This is a genomic window from Microbacterium horticulturae, from assembly GCF_029094505.1.
In the GTDB taxonomy this organism is placed as follows: Bacteria; Actinomycetota; Actinomycetes; order Actinomycetales; family Microbacteriaceae; genus Microbacterium; species Microbacterium horticulturae.
In genome coordinates this window covers 792,033-806,994 of the sequence record NZ_CP119108.1, presented here as the reverse complement: position 1 = coordinate 806,994, position 14,962 = coordinate 792,033, and the positions used below count along the sequence as shown (strand labels likewise).

The window sequence follows — 14,962 nt, the reverse complement described above, 5'->3', positions numbered from 1 at the left end:
GATTTTATCCACTCTCCGGATGCGTTCGCTGAGTCCGGGCCGTGCGAATGCCCTCCACGGTGCTCTCCGAAGCCGTGAGTCGCGCGCCGACGCGCCGCGATGCGCGGAAAGCCCACCAAGCCAGCGGGTGTTTGCTCCCCTTGCGGTAGACACGATGCGGCACGACGGCATCCTGCGGTCGCGGATACCCGGCCGCGGCGCACACGCTGGGCAGAATCGCCGCAGCGGCGGCCCGGTATCCGGCGTCGGAGGGGTGCAGGTGGTCGTGTATCGAGAACATCCCCTCGGGGTCGCGCCGGAACAGCGGCCCGAGCGTGTCGGCCAGCGAGACAGTGCGCCCGCCGGCGCGCAGCGCAACGATCGCCTGACCGGTCGCGGTGAGCCGACTCGACCAGTGCGCGAAGAATCGCAACGGCTGCGAGAACGGCTGCACCGTGCCCAGGTCGGGGCACGTGGCCACCACAACCTGCACATGACGGCGACGCAGATCGCGCACCGTCTCAGACAGCGGCCACAGTGCATCGGTGAGGCGTTTGAGGTGCATGACGTCGTTCGCACCGATCACGATCACCACGACATCGGGGTCGGGCACATCTTCGAGCAGCTCTGCGAGCTGCGCCACCAGTGCGGTCGACTCGGCGCCCACCACCGCGACGTTCGTCAGCTCCACCTGCCGGTCGGCCGCGTCGGCCAGTCCCATCGCGAGCAGGCTCCCGGGCGTCTCGTCGGGATGGTCGGCGCCGTACCCCACGGCAAGCGAGTCGCCCAGCATCCCGAGCTTCATCGGCGGCCCCGGGTGATGCGCGCCGTAGCGTCCGCCGCGGGGCCGGATCGGCCCCATGCGGGTCGGAGCGAGCCGCTCGCGCACCATGAGCCCTTCAGCGGTGGTCAGCGCCATGACGGCGACGGCGAGACCGAGAGTGGATGCCATGGCCACCCCGACCGCGCGCAGAACAGAGCGGACTCCACTCCGATGCTGTACCTGCGATCGTCTGCGTGAGCCCATGAACCTGTCCCCGATCTCAGGTTAAGCCCGGTGTCAACCGACCGACGTGCCGAACAGCGTTCCCACAGCGAACGTCGCGGCCAGTGCCAGCGCTCCCCCGAGCACGGTGCGGGTCATCGAGCGCCAGCGCACGGCGCCACCTATCCACGCGGCGATGTATCCGGTGACGGCGAGCGCGATCAGCACGGCGACGAACGTCCACGCGACGCGCACGGCGGGCGGGGTCAGCAGGATCGTCAGCAGCGGCAGCAACGCGCCGATCGTGAACGAGATCGCCGAGGCACCGGCGGCGGCCCACGGGCTCACGACGTCGTCTTGGTCGATGTTCAGCTCCATCGACAGGTGTGCCTTCAGCGCGTTCTTCTCGGTGAGCTCGGTCGCCACGGTGCGCGCGGTCTCGCGGCTGAGCCCCTCCTGCTCGTACAGCCCGACGAGCTCTTCGAACTCGGCATCGGGGTCGTCGGCGAGCTCGGCGCGCTCCTTGGCGATGAGGGCGCGCTCGCTGTCGCGTTGACTCGAGACCGAGACGTACTCGCCGAGGGCCATCGAGATGGCTCCGCCGACGAGGGCGGCCGCTCCCGCGAGGAACACCGGACCCACGGCTTCCGTCGCCCCTGCCACTCCGACCGCGACCGCCGCCGTCGAGACGATGCCGTCGTTCGCCCCGAGCACGCCGGCGCGCAGCCAGTTCAGCCGCTGCGCGAGCCCTGGTTCGTGCGGTTCGTTCTCGTGGCCGCTCATGCCCGTCTCCAGACGTTGTCGCTGCTGTGCGGTTCGTCGCACCGCCATTCGACGCGACCGCCTTCCCACTCGCGCGCGCGATCGGTGAGCCAGATCGTGAGGTCGGGGCTGAAGCCGGCGATCACTGTGGCGTGGTCGTCGTCGACGGAGATCGCGCGGGTCGCGGCACGCAGGTATCCGCGGGCGCTGAGGTGCACGGCATCCCATTCCGTCGCCACGCTCTGCCAATCGGGCATGAACCAGCGGCCGTCGCGACCGGTCGTGCGGAACCAGTCGTGACGACGGGATGCCGAGACGTCGAGGGGATGCCGTCGGCACAGCTGCGCCCACGCCTCAGCGTCGTGGATCTCATAGGTGCGACCCGCGCCGCGGATGGGAATCGCTGTGGCCTGCTCCCACCCGAAGCCGTCTTCGACGTGGCGCAGGCCGACGGGCTGGGCTGTGTTGGTGTCTGTGTCGCCGGTCGTGGTGATCACGCCGTGCGGGGTGGTCCACCAGGTGCCGGACCAGTTCGCCGTGGGGTCGCGCGGACGATCGCGCTCGGCGCTCGCCTCTTCGGCGAGGGTGTTCGCACGCCATTGCGCGAGCGCGACCGCCGGGTCGGTGCTCAGCGACACCGGGTCGCCCGGCTCGCGCCACTCAATGGCCCACTGCTCGACGCGGCGGTCGGCGCTCCACCATTCGGGTGCTGCTTCTGCGACGGCGTCGGCGAGCGGCGCAAGTGCGGCGATGATGTCGGGGCGGCCGGCGAGGATGTCTTCCCCCGGAGGTGACTGCCAGTAGCGTGCGTCATCGACCGAGCGGGCGAGGGCTTCGTCGAGCAGGTCGGGTGTGATGCCGTTCAGGTCCGGCGCGGCGAGCAGGCGAGTGAGGTCGCCGATCGTGTGTGGGGCGGGTCGCGGTGCGCCGTCGGGGTCGTCCCCGGCGAACGTCATGCGGACACGAGAGGTTCCCGCATCCGGATCGAACTGGTACCCGAGGTCGAAGACCGCCGACATGACCTCCTCATCAAGGCTCGTCGCGAGGTGGAGGCACAGTCCGCGACCGCGAGGTCCCTCGAGCAGTTCTTTCGCAGACACCATGATCGCGACTGTAGCGCGCGCTCACGACGTCAGTCCTCGTCTTTCGAGCACTGGCTCTCGATGTGCAGCCGAACGAACCCGTCGGTGGCGGTCGTATCGTGCAGTGTCATCCGCTTGATCGGGAGCAGGTCGCTGTACCGGACGGCATCCTGCCCATCGCGATCGTCGTCGTAGCCGGCCTCATCCCAGGCGGCGAGGATATCGGATGCCGCGTTCGGGTCGGCGGTGCGCAGCGCCAGGTCGGCGTACTGTGTGACGTCTCCGAAATACCTGTCGGCGTGGCAGGGCGAGGAGGTGACGGGGACATCGCCGATAGCGAGGCGGTGGCCTTCGGCATCCCACGGATCGACGACGGCGTCGAGCGATTCTCTGACCATCCGATCGATCTCGACGCGTGCGTCGTGGCGTGTCGGCGGCTCGAACCGCGGTGGAGTGCTCGTGCCGTACTCCTGAAAAGATGCGAGCGCGGCGTTCACCCTCGACACGAAGGAGGCCCAGGTGAGTCCCGCGTTGAGCAGGACAACCAGGCTGAACAATCCGATCACGATGCCGAGCGACATCCATCCCTCACGGTCACGGCGCGCGGCCACGACGGCGAGCACGACGGCTGCAACGAGGACCACGCCCGCGATGAGGGAGACCCGCCCGACGGCGATGCCTGCGCCGGCGAGCCGGCGCTGCCAGGCTTCTGGTTCGTCGGCGACGTACGTCGTGTCGGTGCGGCCCCAGACCACGAGCAGCGTCCAGAAGAGCCACGCGAGGAGCACGCAGACGACGGTGACGTACCCGAGCACCGCGGCGACGCGGGCGACGATCCTCACGCGTCGGGCTCCCAGCGCAGGATGTCGCCCGGTTGGCACTCCAGCACACGGCAGATGGCGTCGAGCGTCGTGAACCGCACGGCCTTGGCACGACCGTTCTTGAGCACCGACACGTTGGCCGGCGTGATGCCGATGGCGAGGGCGAGCTCGTTCACGCCCATCTTCTTGCGGGCGAGCTGCACGTCGAGGTCGATGATGATGGGCATCACACGACCTCCGACAGGTCCTGCTCGAGCTGCACGGCCTGGCGCAGCAGCTCTTTGAGTACGACGACGACGAGGGCGATGCCAAGCCCGACGATGATCGCCAGCACGCCCCCGATCAGCACGAGCGGTGTGCCCGCCTGCGCGCGATCGATGAGGACCATGCCCACGATGACCAGCACGACCGCGGCCAGCACGGCGATGACGATGGTGTTCACCCAGCCGAACGCACGCGGCTGGAAGATCTCATCGCGGTCGACCAGCGACAGTAGCCGCCAGACACATACGAGCACGACCTGCACACACACCAGCAGCAGCACGGTCAGCACGATTCCGGGCACCCTGAGGCCTGCGAATTCAGGCGCGGTGGATGCCGTATCCCCCGCGATCGACGGAACAACCCAGACTTGCCCGACCAGGAGCGCGGCGAACAGCAGAACGATGAAGACTCTGGTGAGCAGGACGGCGGCATCGCGCATGATGATTGCACCTATCGTTTCTCAATCTGGACCTATCGAGAAACGATAGCTTAACCGATCGGGATCACAATGGTGGCGGGAGGCAACACATGAGGGTCATCGCTGTAGAAGAACACTGGACGACGCCAGGACTGACGGCCGCGTTGGAGGCGCTCCCCGAGCAATACCGGGACGACAGCCTCGCCCTCAATACGAGGGACGACAACCTCGCCAGGCTCCACGATCTCGACGAGTCGCGCATTGCCATGATGGATGAACAGGGCATCGACCTGCAGATCTTGTCTGCGGCACCCCCGGGTGCCGGGCCGCTCCCAGCCGCCGACGCGGTCGCGCTCAGCCGCGATCTCAATGACCGATCGCTCGAGGCCGTGCGGCGGCATCCCGATCGTTTCCGCACGATGTCGACGCTGCCGACGTCCGACCCCGCTGCTGCGGCCGCCGAACTCGAGCGCGCCGCATCGCTCGGGGCGGTGGGTGCCATGGTCTACGGGCCGACTCGCGGCGTGCCACTGGACGATCCGCGCAACGATGAGCTGTTCGCAGCGGCAGCCGCGCTCGGTCGGCCGATCTTCATCCATCCACAGATTCCGTCGCGGGCTATCCGCGACGCGGCGTATGGCGGGTTCGAGCCGATGACCGAGCTCGCGCTGGCCACGTTCGGCTGGGGCTGGCACATCGAGGCGGCGGTCGCGGCGCTCCGGCTCATCGCACGCGGCACGTTCGACCGGCATCCTGATCTGCAGATCGTCCTCGGGCACTGGGGTGAGCTTCTGCTCTTCTGGGAGGACCGGATAGCCAGCATCGCGCGCATCGCCGGCCTGCAGCGGCCGATGTCGGAGTACCTGCGGTCGAACATGTTCATCACGTGCTCGGGGATGCTCAGCGTGCCTCTTCTGCGTCATGTGCAGACGGCCACGGAGGCGGACCGGCTGATGTTTTCGACCGACTACCCCTTCCAACGACCAGGCCAAGGCGAGATCGAGAAGTTCTTCAGCGCGTTCGAGACCGACGAAGACCGCGGCCTGTTCGCCCACGGCAACGCGCAGCGACTGTTCGGCATTGATGGGATGACGGCGGAATGAACATCATGACGGCAGTCGCCGCGCACGAGTGAACCGCGTGGGCGCCGCTCAGAATGGTGGGTCGTCGGGTAGTTCGGGGGTGGGTCTGGTGCGGTGTCCGGTGGGGAACTCGAGTTGAATGCTCTGGTCTGCTCGGCGTCGATGTTTGATCTTGGTGACGTCTTTGATCGAATGGTCAGGGTCGCACTCCGGTTCGAGGTTCGCGATGTTCGTGGGGCCTCGGCTGGGCCCGTGGTACTGGCACCAGTGGTCGATGTCGGCATCGAGGGCGAGCCGGTCGCATCCATCTCGCACACACGTGCCGTGCCATAACGCCAGCCAGGCCCGTTGCGCGGGCGTCGCCCTGCGGGAACGGCGGTCCATGTCCAGGATCACCCCGGTGACCGGGTCAGTAACCACCCGGGTGAACGCGCCCTCGTCCAGGAGGATCTGCCGGGCGGTCGCGTCATCGATGGGGCCCTCACCGGGGATCAGGGCTTCCCGGTTCAGGTTCAGCCCTTTCCGGCCGGGGACGTGGTCGCGTACCGATGCCCGGGCGCCGGGTGCGAGCCGGTCCAGGGGGATGGTGACGAACACCTTCGTGACCACCGCCTGGTCGGTGTTCTTGCCCTCCAGCCAGTCCGCACACAGGTCAGCACGCAACTGGTGGCGGGTGCGGTCTTCGCGCTTGTTCTTGGCGAGGTGCTTCGCACTCGAGGTCGCCCGGCGGAAGACCGCCCGCGCCCGCCGGGTGGGCATCAGGATCGACAACCACGACATGTCATCGGCGAGATCGGTGACCACGACCTTGCGGGCGGTCAGCGCCTGCGCATGCTTCTGCGCGGCGGTCGCCCCTGTGAGCAGGTGTGCGATCTCTTTCGCCTTGCGTCGGAACACCCCGATACTCACCGTCACCGCCAGCTCAGCCAGCGCCTGGTCGTACCGGGCGAGCAACTCACGATTGCCGGCGATGCCCGACAGGTGGCCTGCGGCGGCTTCCACATGCCTGGGGGTGGCAAACCCCTCGTGGACCAGATGCCACAAGCCCGGCAACTGCCGTCGCCCCGCCCGGGCCGCGCCCGCCAGACGATGCACCTCAGTCTCAGACAGGCACATCCGCGACCCGGCCTCGATCGCCGCGCACCGCTCCGCCCACTCCTCCACCGACCCGGCAGAGCCCGCCTTCATCGGCCGATCCACATACAGACCCCAATTCGAGGCCGCGAAATCGAGGATGTCAGCGAGCTGCTCCGCCCGCCGCGCCGCAGCCCGGTTCGCCTCATACTGGTCAGCCTCGGCCGACTCGAACATGCTCCGCAACACGAAGAGGTCATCGGCACGCTCGACCGGTTCCTCCGGGAACACCGCCTCTTCATCCATACATCTAGATTAGCACTTATCTACGACACTTGAAGGAGGAAACACTCATTTTAGCTCGGGGATAATGTCGCTTGAAGAGCCGTTCACGCCGCGAAACCTGCTGCGACGGGGCGGCTGCCGCGGTCGCCCGACTCGTGCCCATGAGTTTCAACCGAGGTGCGCTGCACACCGGCGTCGTAGCGCGGCCAGTGCGTATCAAGCGAGTCCGAGCTCTCGAGCCTGCACGAGTAGGCCGCAGCAGAGACAAGCCGATGCGCGAAGAACCGCAGGGGAGCTGTCCTACGGTGTCGCCCGAGAGTCCCCCTCTCGAGGGCGAGCCTTCCAAACACAAGCCGCTGCGGGTGGCAGATGGAACCCAGAACACAGACGACAAAACCCCCGGAAATCCGGGGGTTTTGATCTGTAGCAGGAGCGGGGCTTGAACCCGCGACCTCACGATTATGAGTCGTGCGCTCTCACCAACTGAGCTACCCTGCCGCGAGGCATCCCGATCGAAACCGTGATGCGTGCGAGCCCCGAGTCAGGATTGAACTGACGACCCCTTCCTTACCATGGAAGTGCTCTGCCACTGAGCTATCGGGGCGTTCCCGTCACTGCGGGCAACCAGAAAAGAATATCAGAGCAACGCGCGATTACCGAACCGAGCACCGCGTCCGTGACGCACCGTGGTCAGCACTTGTTGTGCGCCCGCAGCCACGGCAGCGGGTCGATCGGCGTCACGCCGTTCTGACGGATCTCGACGTGCGTGTGCGCGCCGAACGAGTACCCGGTGTTGCCGGTACGGCCGATGTACTGGCCGACCTTGACCTTCTCGCCGGCGTGCACCTGCAGCGACCCGTACTGCATGTGGCCGTACAGGCTCGCGACGTGCTGCCCGTCGATCACGTGGTCGATGATGACCGCGACCCCATAGCCCTGGTAACCCTCTTGAGCCACCCGGACTGTGCCGTCGGCGATCGCCTGCACGTGAGCGCCGTTGCCGGGAGTGAAGTCAACACCCTCGTGGAACTCGCCCGGACGCGGACCGAACCCGTATGAGATCGACACGCCCACCGCGAACGGCCACTGCACATCGCACAACGGGTTGTTCGTGAACACCGCGCTCGAGGCATTCGAGATGCCTGTGGTCCCGGCCATCTCGACGAGCGTCGCGGTGCTGTAGTTGCTGGTGCGGTCGAGTTCGCCGGCCACCGGCTGGGCATCACCCGGCGCAACATACGCCTGAATCTCGTCGTCGCTGGACGCCGTGACATCCCCCGCCTGCTGGTTGGGTGCGACCCCGGTCAGCTGCTGGTCGACTGCGGCGACCGCTTCAGCGGGCATCGTCGTGCCGACGGCGAGCAGACCGACCGCGACGATCGCACCGAGCGTGGCGGATGCGGTCGCCATGCGCTTGAGCGAGGTGCGTGTCGTGGCACGCCTGCGGGGGGCCTTGTGCTTCTTCTTGGAAGCTGGAGCCGTCTTCTCGGGCTCATCCTCGACCACTCGCTCGGCGACGAACTCGTTCTCGTCGCGCTGCACGGGCGTCTCACCGGTGAACGAGAACAGCCGCGCGGCGGCCTCGAACTCGTCGACGGATTCGACGGGGGTGGATGCCGCGGGCTCGGGCTCCGGAACGGAAGTGGATGCCGCGGGCTCGGGTGCCCGCTGCGGCGCGGCCTCGGGCTCAGACTGCGGCTTCGACGCGGGCGCCGGCACCGAGAACGACGCCGTGGCGGGGAGGGCGATCGCGGCCGTCGAGACGGCTTCCGGGGGCGTCGACGGGATGATGGGGGTCTGACCGGTGGCCAGGCGACGCGCACGGCGCGTGAGGGGCACCTGCGATTCGGAGGAGGCCGGAGCCTCGACCGCCCGCACGGGTTCGGTCACGGGTGCCGGCACGGCGACCGCAGCATCCGGCTTCACAGGCGTAGGCGCCGGAGTCGCGGCATCCTTCTTCTCTCCCCAGATGACCGAGGGACGCTCGACCGGCGCCGTCACACGACGACGCAGTTCAGACCTGCTGATCTGCGCATCCGCCGACGCCTGAACAGGCGTAGGTGCGGTACGGGCGGAGCGTCGCGAGCGCGCGGGCTCAGCCATAGGGGCGTCAGAAGACAACGGGGAGGCGATCTCTCGGGTCAGGTCGCTGGGGGGCAACAGACGGTCGTAGAAAGATGATCATCTTCGCCGTTCGGGGGACGAAGATAACGAATGGGTAAACACTACCCCGACGAATCTGAAAATGCCATGCACGGCGGCTGATATATCGTCAGCGTCCGTCGATGGCCTCGTCGAGTCTTACGAACAGTTCCGCGCCGGCGGCGATCGTCAGCGGGGTGCCGGGTCGCCCGCCCGGCAGGCCGCCCACACGACCGCCGGCCTCTTCGACCACGAGCGCGCCGGCGGCGTGGTCCCAGGGGTTCAGACCCCGTTCGAAATAGCCGTCGAGCCGGCCGGCCGCGACGTAGCAGAGGTCGAGGGCGGCTGAGCCGATGCGGCGGATGTCACGGGCCAGGGGCATGACCCGCTCGAGCCTGGCCAGGTCGCCGACGTGCGTGGCCGGGTCGTAGCCGAACCCGGTCGCCAGGAGAGCTCCCGCGTCGGGCGCATGCTCGCGCACGGCGAGCCGGTGAGCGTCGGCGTCGCCTGCCTGCAGCCATGCACCGCCCCCGGCCGCTGCGGAGAAGAGCTCACCGAGAGCGGGTGCGTACACGGCACCGGCGAGCGCACGCCAGCGGGTCGGGTCGGGCTCACCCTCGACCGCGGCGATGCTCACGGCGTACGACGGGATGCCGTAGGCATAGTTCACCGTTCCGTCGATCGGATCCACCACCCAGGTGATCGGCGAGGTGCCCTGTTCGGCTCCCGATTCCTCGCCGAAGAAGCCGTCGTCGGGCCGCTTCTGTGCCAAGCGCTCCCGGATGAGCGCCTCGACCTCACGATCGGCCGCCGTGACGATGTCGGCGAGTGTCGACTTCGTGGCGGCGATCTGCACACCTTCTTCACGCCGACGATGCGCGAGGGCACCGGCCTCGCGTGCGATGTCTCTGGCGAGCTGTTCGAGGTCGGAGGGAGTCTCGGCGGCGGTCATCTCTCCACGGTACGTCTTGTAGCGGCGACGATCAGCGCTGACCCGGCAGCGGCGGCGGAGGCGGGAAGCCCTCGTAACCCGGAGCTGCGGGCGGCTGCGCGACCGGAGGCTGTACGGAAGGAGGCGTGGGAGCCGGCCAGTCGGGAGAGGCCGGCGCACCGTACGGATCGGCGTACGGCTGAGCGACCGGCTCAGGCGCGATGGCGGGCGCCTGCTCGGGAGCGGGCCATGCCGGCGCGGGCGCGGCGGCCGCGGCATCCACCCCCTGATATACCTGGGTCGGATACCCGGTGTAATAGGCGTTCCAGTCGGGCTGGCCGTCGGGCAGCACCGGGAGGGGTGTGAACCCATCGGCGTACGTGGGCCAGCCTTGCGGCGCGGTCGGGTGCGCAGCGCCACGATGCGGAGCGAGCAGTGCATTCACGAGCGGTACGAGCGCCGTGCCCACCGCGGCCAGGATCGCGATGGCGACCGTCAGACGCCAATAGATGTCGTAGAAGCGCACCCACTCGCGCAGCATGAGCGGGAACACGAGCGCGAGAGCCAGCAGCGCGACCAGCACGATCGTCACCCACGCGACGATGTTGGTGAAGGTCGCACGGTGGCGGTGCCACGCCTTCACATAGAGGCGCACGTGCAGCACGCCCAGCTGCAGGATCAGCACGATGAGCAGGAAGGCGAGGAATCGGCCCGCTCCCCCGCCGTACTGGTCTTCGAAGAAACTGCGGAACGGCAGCCAGATCATGATCGCGCCGATCAGCAGCGTCACGACCCACACGACCATGCTCGTCAAGGCGAACCAGACCGGCCGACGCGGCGCGAGATAGGTGTCGAGCAGCGCGACCCCCGAGAACGCCACCATGAGCAGGATCGTGAGGAATGCGCGACCGACGATGCCGTTCGCGGACCCGAGCAGCACCATGATCACGCACACGATCGCCGCCGCGATCAGTGCGCCGATCGCCACCCAGATGGCGGCACGCAGCAGCTTCGAGTTCGACGTCGCAGTGTCAGGAGGCGTCACCTGTGGCGCGGTCATGGCAGTCCTCTCGTCAGCGGGCATCCCCGCGCCCCCATCCTGACACGGACCGCCGACAAGATGAGAGGGGATGCCGCGGTTCTGTGGAGAAGGCGTCCGCCGCCGGTCCACCCCTGGGGGTGAAAGACCGGCATTCGGCCCCCGAGGTATCACAGGAGTGTCATGCTGAGCCGAGGGGGAGAATGCGCTTCCGCGTCAGCGTGAATGCTCTCCGGCAGACGGCTCCATCGAGCGGATCTTCCGGACTCCCGTGACGAGAGGCAGGGCTCATGGACGAGCACCCACGGGCAACGTTCACACCGGAGACCGCGACGATCCGCGAGCTGCTGATCGAACTCCAGAAGGTCGAACGGGGGCGCGACCGGGAGGACTGCCTGCGATTGAGGTCGCGGGAACGGATGCTGATGGCCGAGCTGCGCCGCCGTCGCCAACGGCCCGACGAGCCGGCCGCGCAACCGGTGAGCGCGAACGGCACCGCACCGTGAACGCACGCAACGATCTTCACCCCGAAGGGTGAGACTCTTGAGGCTAATGTGACAAAAGTGGGACGAATCCGGGTCGCTGTCGTCAACGACTATCAGGTCGTCGTCGAGGGGGTGGCGGCGATGCTCCGCAGCTACAGCGACCTCGTTGAAGTGGTCGAATTGGACGCGAACAGGACGCCCTCAGCGTCCGTGGACATCGCGCTCTACGACACGTTCGGAGCCCTGCCGGGAAATCAGGCCGACATCCACGGCCTTGTGCGCGACGGACATGTGCGGCTCGTGGCGATCTACAGCTGGAACCTCGACCAAGAATTGGTGGAGGCTTCGCACGACAACGGTGCGAATGCGTATCTCTCGAAAGAGTTGCCCGCAGCGCAGCTCGTCGAAGCGCTGATCGCGGTACACACCGGACGGCAGCCCGAGGATGCGCATTCGCACCGTTTTGCCACCCCGATCGGGAACGATTGGCCGGGCCGCGAGGAAGGGCTCACCCTGCGCGAAAGCGAAGTACTCGCGCTCATCACCCAGGGTCTTTCGAACGATCAGATCGCCGAGCGGATGTATCTGTCGATCAACTCGGTCAAGACGCACATACGCACCTGCTATCGCCGCATCGGCGTCACCAACCGGGCGAACGCGGTGCTGTGGGGTATCGACCACGGCTTTCGCCCGTCAACGGTCCGCAAGAGGAACAGCGAAGGCGAATGGGACGACTGAGTTATGACGGCCATGTCGCCGTCGATATCGATGACCGCGCGCTCGCGCATCTGCAGATCGTGATCGCAGACAAGCTGCGTCGCCGCGAACCGTTCGCCTTCAGCTGGCGTGACGACCCCTCCACCGGCGATGGGAGGACGACGATCTGGATCAACCAGAGCTCATCGATCGTCTTCAAGTACCACGGCAGCAGGACGCCGCGGATCAATCGCGACTGGCTCGAAGTTCTGGCCATCGCCGCGAACGCTGTGAGCGGTCTGCGGCTCGTGCCCGAGCCGGCGCCTGGCCCCTCCGTCGAGCGGGACGACCTGAACGATGAGCAGAGCATCGCGGTGGACTGAGCCCGGTCTAGCATGAGCGGGTGTCGTCGCCCGATCTCGAGCAGCTGAGGGAGCCTCCGCCGTTTCGGCGGGACCGTCTCGCTCACGCGTGGATCCTCATGCGTGGCATCGCCGACGCCGGCGACGCTATCTGGACCGTCGCTCTGGCGTGGACCGCGGTGCAAGTGACGACCCCCGCTCTGGCGGGCCTCGTCATCGCGGCGGGCGCCGTGCCGCGCGCGCTGGCTCTGCTGTTCGGCGGTGTGCTGGCCGATCGGCTGAACGCCCGCAAGATCATGGTGCTGTTCAACTCCGTTCGCACCGCGGTGCTCGTCGCCGTCGCGATCTGGTGCGTGCTCACCGCGCCGTCCGTGTTCGTTCTGCTGCTCGCCGCCCTCGCGTTCGGTCTCTGCGACGCGTTCTATGAGCCGGCCGCGTCGACTATCTCGCGCCAGATGGTCACAAGAGCTGACCTGCCCACCTACGGCGCCGCGATGCAGACCTCGAGCAGGCTCGGGGGCATGCTCGGCTCGGCCATGGGCGGTGTCATCGTCGCGCAAGTGGGTCTCGCCGGCTCGGCATCGGTGAATGCGGTCGCGTTCGCCCTGGTCGTCGCCTTCATCGCCATCTGGCTGCGCCCGCGGTTCGCGCTGCCCCGGGCACAGCGCGAACCGGTGCTGCGTGGCATCCTCTCCGGATTCCGTCACCTCCGCGACGTTCCGGCGACGCGTACTCTCGTCATCGCCCTCGCGAGTCTGAACCTCGCGGCGGCACCTGCCATGGGAATCGGTGTCGCCCTTCGAGCGACGGCGGAAGGCTGGGGCGCCGAGGCCGTGGGCGTCTTCGGTGCCTTCGCAGGAGTCGGCGCCACGGTCGGCGCGGCCATCGTCCTCAAATGGCGCCCGCGCCGCGAAGCCTTCGCGGGGTTCTGGTCGTTCAGCACACAGGGCATCGCGATCATCGCGATCGGGCTGGGGCCGTTCTGGCTTGTCATCGCCGGGGGTGTCGTCATCGGGTTCGGCGCCGGGTTCGGTTCCGTGCTGCTCGGCGCGACATTCGCCGGCACCACCGATCCCAGCTACCTAGGAAGGATGGGCTCCATCATCAAGGTCGGCGACGACAGTCTTCGCCCGCTCACGATGGCGCTGTTCGGTGTGCTCGCGTCGGCGACCGCGCTCTGGGTGCCGTTCCTCATCTACGGCGTCGCGATCACCGCGCTGATCGCGGCGCTGTTGAGCAACAAGCAGTTGCGCACACTGTCGTTGCGGGATGCCGACGGCTCAGCCCGCGACACATCATAAGGTCGGGTCGCGACCCTGCCAGCCACGAGGCGCTTCTCGCGTTCTCTCCATTCTTGGAACCGGAGAGGTCCGCTCTCGACGTCATCACCCGAGATCACGCTGCGCGCGAGCCTGCCCGGAAATCACTCAAGGGCCCCGCTTACGCGGAGCCCTTGAACAGTTGGTGGCAGGTGAGGGATTCGAACCCCCGAAGTCGAAGACGGCTGATTTACAGTCAGATCCCTTTGGCCGCTTGGGTAACCTGCCAAGTGCGCACCCGCCCGGCTTTTCCAGTCGACCAGAGACGCGAGACACAATATTACCCGGTCCGAAGCGATGCCGCGAACCGAGTCGATCGTCACGTGCCGAGGCGATCGAGATCCATCGCGACGGCGTCGGGATGCCGCAGCAGCGCCCCCTGGAATCGCACCGTGGCCGCGGCCACACGCATGGCCTGAACGAGCGCTTCTTCCCACGCGACGGCGTCGGCCGGGGCATCCCGAATCAGTGACGCGACAAGAGAAGCGAGCACGGCATCTCCCGCTCCCATCGTGTCGACGACCGGGCCCGGCAGCGACACCACCGGTGCCGTCACTTCGACGCCGGCTGCCTCGAGCGACGCGCCCTCGGCACCGGCTGTGGCCACCACGGCGTCGGCACCGGCCTCGACCAGTTGGCGCCGAACGGTGTCGAGATCGCTCGCATACAGCAACCGTGCATCGTCGTCGCCGATCTTCACCAGCGAGCAGCGGGGCACGAGCGAGGAGAAGCCGCGGACGAACTCCCCGCGGTCGTGCAGCATGCCGGCCCGCGGGTTCGGGTCGATGGCCAGCGGCCGCTCCCCCACAGCCTCCGCGAGCGCGGCTGTCTGCTCGGCGTCATCGAACGGAAAGCAGCTGACCACCGTCAACGGCGCGACGGCGAGCGCGGCGCGCTCGGCATCACCGTATTGGACCCGGCGGTGCTGCGCGGCATCGTTGAACGCGTACACGGGCTCGCCCGCCGTGCGGGTCGACACAGCCCGCGACGAACCACGCGGACCGCGCGTGGCCAGGAGCCCCACCCCGTAGTCGTGCAGATACGCACGGATGTGCTCGCCCGCCTCGTCGTCGCCGACCATGGCGATCAGCGTCGCGGGGATACCCAGCCGCACGAGGCCGACGGCGACGTTCAGTGCGGCGCCGCCGACGAGTTCGGTCACCGAACGCCCGTCTCGCAGCTCGTCGATGAGGGCGTCGCCGATGACGACGACGGGTGCGGCATCCTGATCCATCC

Annotated in this window: 16 protein-coding genes and 3 tRNA genes; 5 read left to right on the top strand and 14 right to left on the bottom strand. The window is 67.7% G+C overall.

The features are described from left to right. Positions 1–4 precede the first annotated feature (4 nt). The 6 genes from PU630_RS03710 to PU630_RS03685 form a co-directional block, all read right to left on the bottom strand. Positions 5–931 carry an SGNH/GDSL hydrolase family protein gene (locus tag PU630_RS03710; RefSeq protein WP_275279007.1) on the bottom strand — a complete coding sequence of 309 codons (927 nt, stop codon included), beginning with the start codon at positions 929–931 and terminating at the stop codon, positions 5–7. A gap of 108 nt (positions 932–1,039) precedes the next feature. Next, positions 1,040–1,747, bottom strand: coding sequence for a VIT1/CCC1 transporter family protein (locus PU630_RS03705; protein WP_275279006.1), 708 nt, complete (start codon positions 1,745–1,747; stop codon positions 1,040–1,042). After that, positions 1,744–2,829: a hypothetical protein gene (locus PU630_RS03700; protein ID WP_275279005.1), complete on the bottom strand. Its 1,086-nt coding sequence runs from the start codon at positions 2,827–2,829 to the stop codon at positions 1,744–1,746. Before PU630_RS03700 ends, PU630_RS03705 begins: the two co-directional genes overlap by 4 nt. Before the next feature lie 29 nt (positions 2,830–2,858). Continuing rightward, positions 2,859–3,650 carry a hypothetical protein gene (locus PU630_RS03695; protein ID WP_275279004.1) on the bottom strand — a complete coding sequence of 264 codons (792 nt, stop codon included), beginning with the start codon at positions 3,648–3,650 and terminating at the stop codon, positions 2,859–2,861. Further along, positions 3,647–3,856, bottom strand: coding sequence for a helix-turn-helix domain-containing protein (locus PU630_RS03690; protein ID WP_275279003.1), 210 nt, complete (start codon positions 3,854–3,856; stop codon positions 3,647–3,649). The genes PU630_RS03695 and PU630_RS03690 overlap by 4 nt, the downstream gene beginning before the upstream one ends. Then, positions 3,856–4,332: a DUF2975 domain-containing protein gene (locus PU630_RS03685; protein ID WP_275279002.1), complete on the bottom strand. Its 477-nt coding sequence runs from the start codon at positions 4,330–4,332 to the stop codon at positions 3,856–3,858. The genes PU630_RS03690 and PU630_RS03685 overlap by 1 nt, the downstream gene beginning before the upstream one ends. Before the next feature lie 5 nt (positions 4,333–4,337). Between PU630_RS03685 and PU630_RS03680 the strand changes: the two genes are divergently transcribed. After that, entirely contained in the window at positions 4,338–5,414 is a 1,077-nt protein-coding gene (locus PU630_RS03680) for an amidohydrolase family protein (protein ID WP_275279001.1), read from the top strand. Between the two features lie 48 nt (positions 5,415–5,462). On the opposite strand, the gene PU630_RS03675 is transcribed toward PU630_RS03680, so the two are convergent. The 6 genes from PU630_RS03675 to PU630_RS03650 all read right to left on the bottom strand — a co-directional run bounded on the left by PU630_RS03675 (position 5,463) and on the right by PU630_RS03650 (position 10,885). Continuing rightward, positions 5,463–6,773 carry a hypothetical protein gene (locus PU630_RS03675; protein ID WP_275279000.1) on the bottom strand — a complete coding sequence of 437 codons (1,311 nt, stop codon included), beginning with the start codon at positions 6,771–6,773 and terminating at the stop codon, positions 5,463–5,465. A 403-nt stretch (positions 6,774–7,176) separates the two neighbouring features. Next, positions 7,177–7,250: transfer RNA gene (locus PU630_RS03670), tRNA-Met, on the bottom strand. 34 nt (positions 7,251–7,284) lie between these two features. Then, positions 7,285–7,356 (bottom strand) — tRNA-Thr (locus PU630_RS03665). 86 nt (positions 7,357–7,442) lie between these two features. Then, positions 7,443–8,753 (bottom strand): M23 family metallopeptidase, encoded by a 1,311-nt coding sequence (locus PU630_RS03660; protein WP_275278999.1) that lies wholly within the window; start codon positions 8,751–8,753, stop codon positions 7,443–7,445. A 271-nt stretch (positions 8,754–9,024) separates the two neighbouring features. Beyond that, positions 9,025–9,846 carry an inositol monophosphatase family protein gene (locus tag PU630_RS03655; RefSeq protein ID WP_275278998.1) on the bottom strand — a complete coding sequence of 274 codons (822 nt, stop codon included), beginning with the start codon at positions 9,844–9,846 and terminating at the stop codon, positions 9,025–9,027. Positions 9,847–9,877: 31 nt separating this feature from the next. Further along, the gene (locus tag PU630_RS03650; protein ID WP_275278997.1) at positions 9,878–10,885 is read right to left on the bottom strand and encodes a hypothetical protein; all 1,008 of its coding nucleotides are present in this window, start codon (positions 10,883–10,885) and stop codon (positions 9,878–9,880) included. A 269-nt stretch (positions 10,886–11,154) separates the two neighbouring features. Here PU630_RS03650 and PU630_RS03645 point away from each other — a divergent pair, with 269 nt between their 5' ends. Genes PU630_RS03645 through PU630_RS03630 form a run of 4 tightly spaced genes read left to right on the top strand, consistent with a single transcriptional unit; the run spans position 11,155 to position 13,708 of the window. Then, a complete protein-coding gene (locus PU630_RS03645) occupies positions 11,155–11,370 on the top strand; it encodes a hypothetical protein (protein WP_275278996.1) in 216 nt (71 codons plus the stop codon). A gap of 57 nt (positions 11,371–11,427) precedes the next feature. Beyond that, positions 11,428–12,087 carry a helix-turn-helix transcriptional regulator gene (locus tag PU630_RS03640; protein WP_275278995.1) on the top strand — a complete coding sequence of 220 codons (660 nt, stop codon included), beginning with the start codon at positions 11,428–11,430 and terminating at the stop codon, positions 12,085–12,087. Beyond that, positions 12,075–12,428 (top strand): DUF7882 family protein, encoded by a 354-nt coding sequence (locus tag PU630_RS03635; RefSeq protein WP_275278994.1) that lies wholly within the window; start codon positions 12,075–12,077, stop codon positions 12,426–12,428. The genes PU630_RS03640 and PU630_RS03635 overlap by 13 nt, the downstream gene beginning before the upstream one ends. 20 nt (positions 12,429–12,448) lie before the next feature. Further along, positions 12,449–13,708, top strand: coding sequence for an MFS transporter (locus PU630_RS03630; protein ID WP_275278993.1), 1,260 nt, complete (start codon positions 12,449–12,451; stop codon positions 13,706–13,708). Positions 13,709–13,869: 161 nt separating this feature from the next. On the opposite strand, the gene PU630_RS03625 is transcribed toward PU630_RS03630, so the two are convergent. Continuing rightward, positions 13,870–13,954, bottom strand: a tRNA-Tyr gene (locus tag PU630_RS03625). A 91-nt stretch (positions 13,955–14,045) separates the two neighbouring features. Continuing rightward, positions 14,046–14,960, bottom strand: a complete 915-nt coding sequence (locus tag PU630_RS03620) for a PfkB family carbohydrate kinase (protein WP_275278992.1) — start codon at positions 14,958–14,960, stop codon at positions 14,046–14,048. Between the last annotated feature and the right edge of the window lie 2 nt (positions 14,961–14,962).

What these genes read in the sequence shown, in the direction of transcription:
- PU630_RS03710 (WP_275279007.1), bottom strand. Translation starts at nt 931, where the DNA reads ATGGCATCCACTCTCGGTCTCGCCGTCGCCGTCATGGCGCTGACCACC.
- PU630_RS03705 (WP_275279006.1), bottom strand. Translation starts at nt 1,747, where the DNA reads ATGAGCGGCCACGAGAACGAACCGCACGAACCAGGGCTCGCGCAGCGG.
- PU630_RS03700 (WP_275279005.1), bottom strand. Translation starts at nt 2,829, where the DNA reads ATGGTGTCTGCGAAAGAACTGCTCGAGGGACCTCGCGGTCGCGGACTG.
- PU630_RS03690 (WP_275279003.1), bottom strand. Translation starts at nt 3,856, where the DNA reads ATGCCCATCATCATCGACCTCGACGTGCAGCTCGCCCGCAAGAAGATG.
- PU630_RS03685 (WP_275279002.1), bottom strand. Translation starts at nt 4,332, where the DNA reads ATGCGCGATGCCGCCGTCCTGCTCACCAGAGTCTTCATCGTTCTGCTG.
- PU630_RS03675 (WP_275279000.1), bottom strand. Translation starts at nt 6,773, where the DNA reads ATGGATGAAGAGGCGGTGTTCCCGGAGGAACCGGTCGAGCGTGCCGAT.
- PU630_RS03655 (WP_275278998.1), bottom strand. Translation starts at nt 9,846, where the DNA reads ATGACCGCCGCCGAGACTCCCTCCGACCTCGAACAGCTCGCCAGAGAC.
- PU630_RS03650 (WP_275278997.1), bottom strand. Translation starts at nt 10,885, where the DNA reads ATGACCGCGCCACAGGTGACGCCTCCTGACACTGCGACGTCGAACTCG.
- PU630_RS03645 (WP_275278996.1), top strand. Translation starts at nt 11,155, where the DNA reads ATGGACGAGCACCCACGGGCAACGTTCACACCGGAGACCGCGACGATC.
- PU630_RS03635 (WP_275278994.1), top strand. Translation starts at nt 12,075, where the DNA reads ATGGGACGACTGAGTTATGACGGCCATGTCGCCGTCGATATCGATGAC.
- PU630_RS03620 (WP_275278992.1), bottom strand. Translation starts at nt 14,960, where the DNA reads ATGGATCAGGATGCCGCACCCGTCGTCGTCATCGGCGACGCCCTCATC.